This window comes from Collinsella aerofaciens, from assembly GCF_001404695.1.
GTDB classification, from domain to species: Bacteria; Actinomycetota; Coriobacteriia; order Coriobacteriales; family Coriobacteriaceae; genus Collinsella; species Collinsella aerofaciens_E.
The window spans coordinates 1-10,955 of the sequence record NZ_CZAQ01000016.1; the positions used below are offsets into that span (position 1 = coordinate 1).

Annotated in this window: 10 protein-coding genes; 2 read left to right on the forward strand and 8 right to left on the reverse strand. The window is 60.4% G+C overall.

Features of this window, described 5'->3' with window-relative positions:
* Nucleotides 1–465 precede the first annotated feature (465 nt).
* Both AQ996_RS05425 and AQ996_RS05430 read right to left on the reverse strand, forming a co-directional pair.
* The gene (locus tag AQ996_RS05425; RefSeq protein WP_055251729.1) at nt 466–1,518 is read right to left on the reverse strand and encodes a branched-chain amino acid aminotransferase; all 1,053 of its coding nucleotides are present in this window, start codon (nt 1,516–1,518) and stop codon (nt 466–468) included.
* 288 nt (nt 1,519–1,806) lie between these two features.
* Nucleotides 1,807–2,454 carry a DedA family protein gene (locus AQ996_RS05430; protein WP_055251731.1) on the reverse strand — a complete coding sequence of 216 codons (648 nt, stop codon included), beginning with the start codon at nt 2,452–2,454 and terminating at the stop codon, nt 1,807–1,809.
* Between the two features lie 224 nt (nt 2,455–2,678).
* Here AQ996_RS05430 and cysE point away from each other — a divergent pair, with 224 nt between their 5' ends.
* On the forward strand, nt 2,679–3,383 hold the full coding sequence (gene cysE, locus AQ996_RS05435) for a serine O-acetyltransferase (RefSeq protein WP_035138740.1): 705 nt from the start codon (nt 2,679–2,681) through the stop codon (nt 3,381–3,383).
* 109 nt (nt 3,384–3,492) lie between these two features.
* Here the strand turns inward: cysE and AQ996_RS05440 are convergent, their stop codons facing one another.
* The 4 genes from AQ996_RS05440 to AQ996_RS05455 all read right to left on the reverse strand — a co-directional run bounded on the left by AQ996_RS05440 (nt 3,493) and on the right by AQ996_RS05455 (nt 8,190).
* Nucleotides 3,493–5,505 carry an ABC transporter ATP-binding protein gene (locus tag AQ996_RS05440; RefSeq protein ID WP_082435544.1) on the reverse strand — a complete coding sequence of 671 codons (2,013 nt, stop codon included), beginning with the start codon at nt 5,503–5,505 and terminating at the stop codon, nt 3,493–3,495.
* Between the two features lies 1 nt (nt 5,506).
* The gene (locus tag AQ996_RS05445) at nt 5,507–7,231 is read right to left on the reverse strand and encodes an ABC transporter ATP-binding protein (RefSeq protein ID WP_148315862.1); all 1,725 of its coding nucleotides are present in this window, start codon (nt 7,229–7,231) and stop codon (nt 5,507–5,509) included.
* Nucleotides 7,231–7,719, reverse strand: coding sequence for a MarR family winged helix-turn-helix transcriptional regulator (locus tag AQ996_RS05450; protein ID WP_055251735.1), 489 nt, complete (start codon nt 7,717–7,719; stop codon nt 7,231–7,233). Before AQ996_RS05450 ends, AQ996_RS05445 begins: the two co-directional genes overlap by 1 nt.
* 180 nt (nt 7,720–7,899) lie before the next feature.
* Nucleotides 7,900–8,190, reverse strand: a complete 291-nt coding sequence (locus AQ996_RS05455) for a hypothetical protein (RefSeq protein ID WP_055251737.1) — start codon at nt 8,188–8,190, stop codon at nt 7,900–7,902.
* Nucleotides 8,191–8,484: 294 nt separating this feature from the next.
* Between AQ996_RS05455 and AQ996_RS05460 the strand changes: the two genes are divergently transcribed.
* On the forward strand, nt 8,485–9,006 hold the full coding sequence (locus tag AQ996_RS05460) for a nitroreductase family protein (protein WP_055251739.1): 522 nt from the start codon (nt 8,485–8,487) through the stop codon (nt 9,004–9,006).
* 41 nt (nt 9,007–9,047) lie between these two features.
* Here the strand turns inward: AQ996_RS05460 and AQ996_RS05465 are convergent, their stop codons facing one another.
* Nucleotides 9,048–9,623, reverse strand: coding sequence for a hypothetical protein (locus AQ996_RS05465; protein WP_148315864.1), 576 nt, complete (start codon nt 9,621–9,623; stop codon nt 9,048–9,050).
* A gap of 84 nt (nt 9,624–9,707) precedes the next feature.
* On the reverse strand, nt 9,708–10,955 hold a 1,248-nt coding region (locus AQ996_RS05470; RefSeq protein ID WP_301280517.1), incomplete at its 5' end, for a helix-turn-helix domain-containing protein.

Below are 10,955 nucleotides of genomic sequence, written 5' to 3' on the forward strand. Positions count from 1 at the left end.
GAGATCGTGGACGAGATAGTCGAGAAGCACGGTCTCAAGAAGGAGTAGCATTGGAGTTCACAGCGACGGACCTCAAGGCACTCTTACACCACGTCCGCGCACGCGATCATAACCCCGCCCATCATTCGTAGAAAACATCGAGAAATCCCGATTTTTTGCCCGAGGTCGGTATGCAGGGGCCTTCGATTGCAGAATACTCGCAAAAATGCACGTCGCCATCACCCCCACATGGCGCGAACCAAAACAAAAGCGCGGCCTAAAAGGCCGCTCGCCATCTTTAATTCAGATCTATATTGCCCGTAACGGCAGCGCCGAGGTAACGCAGGCCCGAGGGCAACCTTCCTTTCCGGCGCACTCCGCAGGACGAAAGAACCTCCGCCGCACGAAGTGCGCAGCGGAGGTTCTTTCATGTCCGAGGACGCGCCGGAAAGGAAGGTTGCCCTCGGGCCGAACAGCTATGGCAGCTTACGCGACGGTGTAAACCCAGTCGTGCTTATCCTCAACAGCACCAGACTGGATACCAGTCAGAGTCTCGCGGAGCTTCTTCATCACAGGGCCGATCTCGGTGTAGCCAGCCGGGAAGGTCACGGTCTCGTCGGCGCCGTAAACCTTGTTGTCGATCTCGCCAACCGGGGAGATGACGGCAGCGGTGCCGCACAGGCCGCACTCGACAAAGGTGCCGGCCTTGACCTCGGCCCACTCGACGGGACGCTCGTCGACGGTGATGCCCAGGTCCTTGGCGACCTGAACGAGCGAACGACGGGTGATGGAGGGCAGGATGGAGTCGGTGTGCGACTGGGGAACGACGAGGGTGCCGTCCTCCTTCACGAACAGGACGTTGGCTCCGCCGGTCTCCTCGACATAGGTGCGGGACTCGGAGTCGAGATACAGGTTCTCGGCATAGCCCTCGCGATGGGCCTCCATCGTGGGCTTGAGGGACATGGCGTAGTTGAGGCCGGCCTTGATATTGCCGGTGCCGTGCGGTGCGGCGCGGTCGTACTCGGAAACGCGCAGCTTGACGGGCTTAAGGCCACCCTTAAAGTACGGACCGACCGGGGTCACGAGAATGCGGAACGTGTACTCAGGAGCGGGAGCCACGCCGATTACGTCACCAGAGCCGATCATAAACGGACGCACGTACAGGGTCGCGCCGGAGCCGAAGGGCGGAACCCAGGCGGCGTTGGCAGAAACGACCTGCTTGACGGCCTCGACGAACTTGTACTTGGGGAACGGGGGCATCTCGAGGCGCTGCGCAGAGTTGTACATACGCTCGGCGTTCATGTCGGGACGGAAGCAGACGATGCTGCCGTCCTCGGCGGTGTAGGCCTTCAGACCCTCAAAGACCTCCTGGCAGTAATGGAAGATGCCACCGCACTCGGAGACATGCAGGGTGTGGTCGGTAGTCAGACCGCCCTCGTCCCACTCGCCATCCTTCCAATGAGCCTCGTAGCTGTAATCGGTCTTCATGTAGCCAAAGCCGAGGCTACCCCAATCGATATCCTTCTTCTCGACAGTCATATGTCGCTCCTTACATACACAGTTGCAAACTCGCGAACCCGCACGCAAGGACCGAGGCCGACCGCGTCGCAACGTCACGCGCCCGGAGCGTAGAGCCGGACGGGACACGCGAACGGTATCGAAGCCGATGGCACGTCGATTCGCATGCACGAGATTGTACTCCGCACACGCATCGGATATAACGTTTTTCTTTAACTAACTAAAGTATTTTCATTTGACCGAAGCAAAAAGGCCCGTCACCGTAAGCGGTGGCGGGCCTCAACGGCACGGCTTGCGCGCTGGCTCGAGCTACGCGTTCTTTTTGCCCAGCTTAGCCTTAACCAGACCGACCACGGTCGGGATGATCGACACGGCAACGATGCCGATAATCAGCAGCTCAAAGTGCTCCTGCACAAAGGGGATGCCGCCAAAGAAGTAGCCCAGCAGCGTAAAGACCGTCGACCAGGTAATGCCGCCCAGCACGTTAAAGATGACAAAGTTGCGCCAGTGCATGCCGCCCATACCGGCGATGAAAGGCACAAAGGTGCGGATAAACGGGAAGAAGCGACCCAGGAAGATGGCCAGGTGGCCCCACTTGTCCAGGAAGTCCTCGGACTTTTTGATGCGCTCGGGCGTCATGGCCTTCACCTTGCCCGAGGCGATGATCTTTTGGCCAAAGAAGTGACCGATCATAAAGTTGCACTGATCGCCCAAGATGGCAGCCGTCCATGCGACGGCCAGCAGAGCCACGATGTTAAAGCCGCCGTTGTGGGCAAAGAAACCCGAGGCGAACAGCAGCGAGTCGCCGGGAAGGAACGGGAAGAACACCACGCCCGTCTCGACAAAAATAATCAGGAACACGCAGCCGTAGGCCATAAGCGGGCCGGCGGCGATCCAGCTGGCAATCGCGGTGCGCGGGTCTTTGAGCAGCTCGGCGATAAAATTGATGAAACCCATGAAGTTAAACCTCTCAGTTGTGGGCGCGGACACGTCCAAGTTGACCAGTATACGGTTGCGACGCCGCCGCGCACACGACCTTACAAAAGCGTGACTCCATTACCAGCAAGTTTGCATAATTGACATCTGTCACGCAAAGCCGAACAAGATTGTTCTTCCTAATCCCTAGCGAATCGCTATACTTTATTGAATTGCATTGTCACGGCGCTAAGGGAGGGCGGCCGGTGAGCTTTATCAATACCATTCGCGAGGACATCAAGACCGTCCAGGCGCAGGACCCCGCCGCGCAAAACGGCCTAGTCATCTTCCTTTCTTACCCCGGCCTGCATGCCAAGTGGAACCACGTGCCCGAGCACTGGCTCTGGGAACATGGCCATCGCTCGCTCGCCCGCGTGCTCTCGCAAATCACCCGCCATATCACTGGCGTCGAGATCCACCCTGCCGCACAAATCGGCAAGCATTTCTTTATCGACCACGCCATGGGCGTCGTCATTGGCGAGACCACCATTGTGGGCGACAACTGCGTGCTCTACCAGGGCGTCACGCTCGGCGGCACCGGCAACGAGACCGGCAAGCGCCACCCCACCCTGGGTAACAACGTCACCGTGGGCACGGGCGCCAAGGTGCTCGGCAACATTCGCATCGGCAACAACGTCAAAATCGGCGGCAACTCGGTTGTCGTCAAAGACGTGCCCGACAACTGCACCGTCGTGGGCGTGCCGGGCCGCATCATCAAGCGCAACGGCTGCCGCGTATTCGAGGAAAGCTTCGACGCCAAGCAGCACCGCGAATACATGCCCGATGATGCCGCCGAGCAAAGCGCCCTCAACCGCCAGGGCATCACCGAGAACGCCCGTCGCGTCAAGGAACTCGAGCGAGAAGTGGCCGAGCTCAAAGCCCTCGTCGCCAAGCTCGTGGACGAGCGCTAGAAACGGGCGGTCACCAACAACATTGACGTCAACGCAAAGGCGCGCCAGGGAATCCATCCCCGGCGCGCTTTATTCCTGATGTGACATGCGGGACTGCCCCTATGTCACCTTATGCGAACTGGCTCAGATAGAGGTCGGCGTAGGCACCCTCGGCAGCCAGTAGCTCCTTATGCGTGCCCTGCTCGATAATATTGCCGTGGTCCATAACCAAGATCAGGTCGGCATCCACGATCGTCGACAGGCGATGCGCGATCACAAAGCTCGTGCGCCCGCGCATCAGTGCGTCCATGGCGCGACCGATGGCAAGTTCGGTGCGCGTATCCACGCTCGACGTCGCCTCGTCCAGGATGAGAATCGCCGGGTTGTTGAGCAGCACGCGCGCGATGGTCAGCAGCTGGCGCTGGCCCTGGCTGATGCTTTCGGCATCGTTGGCCACATGCGTGTCGTAGCCCTGCGGCATGGTGCGCACAAAGAAGTCGACCTGCGCGGCGCGGGCGGCAGCCACGATCTCGTCGCGCGTTGCCTCGGGGCAGCCGTAGGCGATGTTCTCGGCAATCGTGCCGTCGAACAGCCAGGCGTCCTGCAGCACCATGCCAAACTGCTGACGTAGCTCGCCGCGATCCATGCGGCTCGTATCCACGCCGTCGAGCGTAATGCGCCCGCCGTCGATCTCGTAGAAGCGCATGAGCAGGTTGATAAGCGTGGTCTTGCCCGCACCCGTGGTTCCCACCACGGCAATCTTCTGGCCCGGCTCGGCGGTAAACGACACGTCGCGCATGAGCGGCTTGTCGGGCGAATAACCAAAGCGCACGTGCTCAAAGGAGACGCGGCCCTCCACGCGACCCGGCAGCTTGGCGGCCTCGCCCGGCTGCGGATCGGCCTCCATCTCGGGCTCATCGAGCAGGTCGAACACGCGCTCCGCACTCGCCAGCGCGCTCTGCAGCGAGTTGAAGGTAAACGAGAGCTGCGTCATGGGCTCGGACGCCTCGTAGATAAACTGGAAGAACGCCTGGAACACGCCGACAGTCATCTGACCGGCCACCAGCATGTTGCAGCCCACGAGCGCGATCACGATCTGCGCCAGACGACCGATAAAGCGAACCGCGGGGCCCACAGCGTTAATCATAAAGTCGGCCTTGACGCTCACACGCGCCAGCTCGCCCGAGGCCTCGTGTACCTCGGCAGAACTCTGGCGCTCGCGGTTGAACGCGCGAATCACCAGACGGCCCGAGTAGCCCTCCTCGACCGCGCTCGTAATCTTGGACACCCACTCCTGGCGTTCGCCCGTTACATCATGCGTGCGGCGCGAAACCACTTTGGTCACCAGCAGCGACAGGGCCGTGAAGCCCAAAAAGACGAGCGTGAGCTTAACGCTATAGACGAACATCATGATGATGGCACCCGTCACGGTGCCGATCGACACAAGCAGCTGCAGCAATCCGCGCTGCATGCTCTCGGACATCTTGTCCAAGTCGTTGGTCGCACGGCTGACGACCTCACCGGGACGATGCGCGTCAAAGAAGGCAAGCGGCAGAAGATTGAGCTTTTGTGCGATGCGGTTGCGTAGACGCAAGTTGAGTCGCTCGGCGACGCTCGACATCAAAAAGCTCTGGAGCGCATAGAACGAGGCAGCGGCAGTCCAGATCATAAAGTAGACGAAGATGGTCTTGCCGCAGTTCTCCCAGGTGATGTTGAAGGTGGTTCCGCTGGCAAACGCCACCTGTATATGGCCCCACAGCTCGTCGATAACATGGGCGCTATATGCCGGCGCGGCGGTGTTAAAGATGACGTAGAACACGATGCTCGCAAACACGATGTAGAAGCGCCAATGGTCGCCGGCGGCCTCGCCCCACAAGCGGCGTACCGTCGCCCAGGTATCGCGGGGTTTCTCGTCCTCATCCTCGTCGTCCACATCGCGCATGCGCTCTGCTTCCGCGCGGGCACGCTCGTCCTCGGCACGCTCGTTTTCCTCGTACAGCGCTTGGCGGCGAGCCTCACGCTCGGCCGCGGCCTTGGCAACGTCATCCAGCTCGGTCGACGCGGCAGCCTGCTCGACCGCTTCGACCGCGTCCACAACGACGGCATCGATAGCGTCGCTGCGCTTCTTGAGCTCTCCGGTCATGCTACTCACCTCCCTTCATTTGCGATTCCGCGATGGCGCGGTATACCTCACAGGTTTCCATAAGCTCGCCATGCGTGCCCAAGCCCACGACCTCGCCATCCTTGAGCACGACAATCTGGTCGGCGTGCAGAATCGTCGAGATGCGCTGCGCGATGATAAGCACTGCGGCGTCGCGCGTCTCGTCCTGCAACGCATGGCGCAGGGCCGCGTCGGTCTTAAAGTCCAGGGCCGAAAAGCTATCGTCGAAGATATATAGGTCGGCACGCTTCATGAGTGCGCGGGCAATTGCCAGGCGCTGGCGCTGACCGCCCGAGAAGTTCGTGCCGCCCTGCGCCACCGGGGTATCGAGCCCCTGCGGCTGATCGAGCACAAAGGTGCTCTGGGCAACCTGGAGCACATGAAGCATGTCGGCCTCAGTCGCGTCTTCGTTGCCAAAGCGCAGGTTGCTCGCCACGGTGCCCGAGAACAGCCATGCCTTCTGCGGCACATAGGCGATGTGCCCGCGAATCTCGCCTTGCGAAAGCTCGCGCAGGTCGACGCCGTCCAGGCGAATGGCACCCTTGGTGGCATCGTGGAAGCGCAGCAGGAGCTTTGCCACTGTCGACTTACCCGAGCCCGTCGAGCCCACAATCGCGGTCGTCTGACCGCGGCGGCAGATAAAGTTCAGGTCGCACAGCGTGTCCTCGTCGGCATCGTCAAAACGAAACGACATGTGGTCGAACACGGCGACCGCATCCGATCCGTTCTTTGAGTCGAACGCGCCCGCGCCCAGCGTACGCTCGCCGTCCACGATGCTCGGCTCAATCTCCAGCACCTGTTGCGCGCGATTGAGGCAAGCCGCGGCGCGCGGCAGCGTGAGCATCACCATCTGCGCCATCATCACAAAGAACAGGATCAGGAGCGCATATTCCAGCACCGCGGAGATGCTCGCAATCTGCATTGCATGGGCGCCAACGCGGTTGCCGCCCACCCACAGCACCGCCACCTCGGCAATGTTCATCAAAAAGAAGGTAGAGCTATCAAGGCCCACAAACAGGTGGTTGACCTTAATGGCGTTGTCCGCATAATCGCTAAACACCTCGTCCAGGCGCTGCTCCTCGTGGCGCTCTTTATTAAAAGCGCGGATGACGCGAACGCCCACGATGTTCTCGCGCAACACCACGTTCATACGGTCGATAAAGCTCTGCAGGCGCATAAAAATCGGCGCGGCATTAGCCACCGTAAAGACTGCCACCACCAGCACGATCGCAACCACCACGCCCAGCAGCGTGCCCATGGCGGGATCGATGAGCCAAGCAAAAATGATGCCCGCGACGGCCAAGAACGGCACCGGCAGCACCAGCTGAATCGTCTGCAGGATGGCCTGCTGAATCACATTGATGTCATTGAGCGAGCGCGTGATCATCGATCCGGTGCCAAAGCGCTCAAAGTCGCTGGCCGCAAGCTCGAGCGACTTATCGTACACGGCATTGCGGATATCGCAGGCCACGTTGGCGGCCAGGCGCGCCGAAAGATAGCAGCCCAGCACCGCGCCGCCGCTGGCCATGCCGGTCGCGATAAGCATGTAGAGGCCGTTGCGCAAAATGTAATCGACATCGCCCGTGGTGATACCGGTGTTGACCATATTCGCCAGCATCGTGGGAACCAACAGCGTGCCGACGTTATCAACCAGCAGCACCAGCAGCGTCACTGCAACAAGCCCTCGATAGGGCTTCAGAAACCTCATTAACAGTCGCACGACTCCCCCTCACTTTGCTTTTCGGCAGCCATCTGCTGCTTAAATGCCTCGCACTCATCCCCTAGTACACGGGAAAACTTGCCGATCAGGCGCATAATCTCGCGTTGCTCACACGGCTCAAGCGCGCCAAAGGCTCGCTGCTCGGCCTTGAGTGCCGGCAGTGCATAACGCTCGGCAAATCGCCTGCCCTCTTCGGTCAGGCTCACAACCTTGTTCTTACGGCTGCCTTCGGCAAACTCCAACGTTGCGAAGCCCCGCGCCGTCAGGGTTTTAATTGCCGAGTTGATAGTCTGCTTGCTGTAGAACCATTCGCTTGTCAGACGGCTTACGGCAACACTGCCGCCCGCCGTGCTGGTATCGACGAGCATCCAGTAAGCGCAGTCCGAAAGACCGCAGGCGCGCGAGAACTCCGAATAGATATGGTCGAGTCCATTGAGCAACCGGTCGAAATCGACCAGCGTAACCGCACTATTCATCTATCCCACCATTCGATTGTCCGTTTTTTGACCAATTTTGTTTTCTAGATTAGTCCGAGTTTTGACTATCGTCAATAGACTCGTTAAATATGGACGGCTCTACATGGCATATCGACAGAAAAAGACCGCCGGCGCGGGGGCGGCGCCAGCGGTCACATGAAAATCGGGTTTTATTGCCTGTTAAGCGGCGACGGCCTCATAGACCGTAGCGCCCGAGAAGCTGTCATGCAGGCTCTTGCCGGCAATCCACGGCAGCTCGACGACCTCGCAGACCGTGTTGACCAGCTCGGAGCAGTCAGTAAAGTGGCCCTTGTCGTTGAGGGCCTCGCAATCCTGAACACGCCAATAGCCATCGGTGTGCGTGATGTAGTACTCGTGATCGTCAATCGTCACAAAAGCGCGCGTCTTGGAACGCAGCAGCTTCAGAAATCCTTCGAAGTCGGTCTCGACGACATCTCCAGCCTGGAACATGATGTTACCTCCTGGCCCGGCGCCACCACGGCGCATTGATAAACGTTGGTACTCCTTTAGTAAAACCTTTATCAGAGGTTATGCGTTCGTCATTTAGGCAAGTGGTAAAAAACCGCAGGGTAGACGGGATAAAACGTTTAACCATCCCATTTGTTTGTCACATTCTGAAGGTACTTTTATGCAAACCTACTTTCCCAATTGGAATCTACCCTTTTGGTCGGGCAATTGACCGTCTATCGTTGGAGCCCGACGGGTATGAACGGGGCATCTACAACGCCACTACAAGGAGACACCATGGAGACTATCGAAGCGCTCATCCACCGCCGCAGCTGCCGCAAATACAGCGATCGTCCCGTCGAGGCCGAAAAACTTGCACGTATTATCGAAGCCGGCCAATATGCACCGAGCGGCATGGGCCGCCAGCCGGTGACGTTTGTCGCCGTCACCGACCCCGCGACCGTCGAGCGTCTCTCACAGCTCAACGCCCAGGTCATGGGCAGCAACAGTGACCCCTTCTATGGCGCCAAGACCGTTGTGGTGGTGCTGGTCGACCGCAGCGTGCCCACGAATCTGGAAGACGGCTCGCTCGCCATGGGCAACCTGCTCAATGCGGCTTATGCACTGGGTGTCGATTCGTGCTGGATTCACCGCGCGCATGAGGTCTTTGACTCGCCCGAGGGCCTGGAGCTGCTGGCCAGCTGGGGCCTGCCCGCCGACGGCAGCCTGCGCGGTGTCGGTCACTGCATTCTGGGCTATGCCGAGGACACGCTACCCGAGCCCAAACCCCGCCGCGACAACGTGGTGTACGTTAGGTAATTAGTTCCGCCGTTCTAACGAACGGCGGACCCGCTCGCAACTTATCTTGCCGATGGAGTTGTCGTCGTTTCATCCGTGTGGGTCGCTTCGGCGCCGTCGCCCTGTTCGCCCTCGTCCTTTTGAGCGTCGGCGATGGTGGAGGCTGCCGCAACGATACCGCGCTGGGGCGCAACGCCCGTCTGGGTCTGTGCGCCCTCGACAACTTCTGTACCTACATGCGCGAGCTCGGGCGATTTAAACATTGCGTCCAAGTTGGCGCCGCCGCCGGCGTAGCCAAGCGCAGCGAGTGCGATGACGATCACTGCAACGACGACCGCGATCGGAACATAACGATGCCAACCAGCCGGATTGAGTCCGCTGCGACGAGCCGCCCCGCGGCTGATGTAACCGAGCGTTCCGTCGTGCTTGAGCTTTGAGCCCACCACGCGTTTGCGGCCCCACAACGAGGACTCTGCCTGCATGGCCAAGCGGGCGCTTGCCGAAGGATAGCCGTATTTAGTGCGCTTGAACGAACCATCAAACCCCGAGGCGTGTTTGCCCCACGTCACCGATGTTGTGCGTCGGTTGACCGGCGCGGCACTCCGCCTTCTGCGGCTCGGTTTTGTAGTCTCAGCCATACGCCCCCGCACGCCGTAACCAAATCGAAACAATAACGCTTTGGACTGTAGCACACGCGTCGCGCGCGGTCACGGGCGCCTCGCTCAACGGTCATCGTCCTTCAGCAAGCGCCACAGCGTTGTTCGGCTTATGCCCAGCACCTCCGCCGCACGGGTTCGGTTGCCATGGAGATGATCTACAACCAGATGCGCGATACCTCGCTCGGTATCGGCCAGCGGTCGCAGGATATACAGGTCGCTTTCGAGTGTCGGGGCGCCAAAGGTTGCGGTCTTAATCACGTCCTCTTGGGCTAGCACTTCCTCCGCCACAGCGCGGTCCACCGTGCCCGCCCCCACCAATATATACAGTCGTTCCGAGACCTCGCGGAGCTGCAGATAATTGCGCGGCCAGCGATAAGCATCGAGCGTCTTTGCCGCCGCGGCAGACAACGTGGGCGCTGCCGTCCCAAATGCATCAGCGAGATATTCCAAATAGCGCGCAACCTTCGTCGACGCGGCTCCCTGCTCGGCGATTGCCGGCGCCACGCTCACCGCACAGGCAAAGCGCTCGGTCACAAAGGCGGCTTGATTACTTTCGCTGCCGCCCGGCATGTCATTCGCCGTCAGCACCACATGGCAGCGCGTCGCCAACGCGGTGTCGGCCATCGTGGAAACGAGCTCGCGGAGACGCTGGGGGCCAACCGTGTTCCAGCCCTCAATGCAAAGTGTCAGCCCCGTTTGGAACAACGGCGATTCGGCGCTTTTGAGCAGATGGCGCCAGCCGCGATCCGTTAGCTCATCGAGCGCAACGGCAACAAAGGGCTGATCGACAAAAGGACCGTCCAGATAGAGGCGCATGGCAATCTCGACCTGACCCGCGCCCAGCTCGCCCTCGAGCATAAGGGGCACACCGCGCGCGTAGCTCTCGGCGACCGGCGCAGCCACCGAGGCAGCCCCCTCAACGATGCCGTACGCGCTCGATTCGTAGCGGGCCTCAACTTCGTCGGCGTTGAGCCACTCGATGCCCGCATGCGCCGCGGCGCCGCGCACCTCGCGGACCACGACGACCCAAAGGCCCCCGCCCTCTTTGTCGGCGGGGCGAACGGTCAGGCTCAGGCGCGTACCCGCACGCCCCATAACCAGACGCGCGCCGTCTCCTATACGGTCGAGGCGTTCGGCAACAAAAGCTGCCACATCCCGCTCAAGCGCCGCGTCATTCATGGTCGAAATCGCGACGTCCCCACGCGCATCGATTGCCAATGCCGAGGCCCCGGCAGCAGCCAGGGCCTCGGTCAAGATGTTCAGCTTGGCATCGCTATCCATGATTTGCCCCTGTCCGCGGCGACGTGCAAC

What these genes read in the sequence shown, in the direction of transcription:
- AQ996_RS05455 (WP_055251737.1), bottom strand. Translation starts at nt 8,190, where the DNA reads ATGTTCCAGGCTGGAGATGTCGTCGAGACCGACTTCGAAGGATTTCTG.
- AQ996_RS05430 (WP_055251731.1), bottom strand. Translation starts at nt 2,454, where the DNA reads ATGGGTTTCATCAATTTTATCGCCGAGCTGCTCAAAGACCCGCGCACC.
- AQ996_RS05425 (WP_055251729.1), bottom strand. Translation starts at nt 1,518, where the DNA reads ATGACTGTCGAGAAGAAGGATATCGATTGGGGTAGCCTCGGCTTTGGC.
- AQ996_RS05450 (WP_055251735.1), bottom strand. Translation starts at nt 7,719, where the DNA reads ATGAATAGTGCGGTTACGCTGGTCGATTTCGACCGGTTGCTCAATGGA.
- AQ996_RS05460 (WP_055251739.1), top strand. Translation starts at nt 8,485, where the DNA reads ATGGAGACTATCGAAGCGCTCATCCACCGCCGCAGCTGCCGCAAATAC.
- AQ996_RS05445 (WP_148315862.1), bottom strand. Translation starts at nt 7,231, where the DNA reads ATGAGGTTTCTGAAGCCCTATCGAGGGCTTGTTGCAGTGACGCTGCTG.
- AQ996_RS05440 (WP_082435544.1), bottom strand. Translation starts at nt 5,505, where the DNA reads ATGACCGGAGAGCTCAAGAAGCGCAGCGACGCTATCGATGCCGTCGTT.
- AQ996_RS05465 (WP_148315864.1), bottom strand. Translation starts at nt 9,623, where the DNA reads ATGGCTGAGACTACAAAACCGAGCCGCAGAAGGCGGAGTGCCGCGCCG.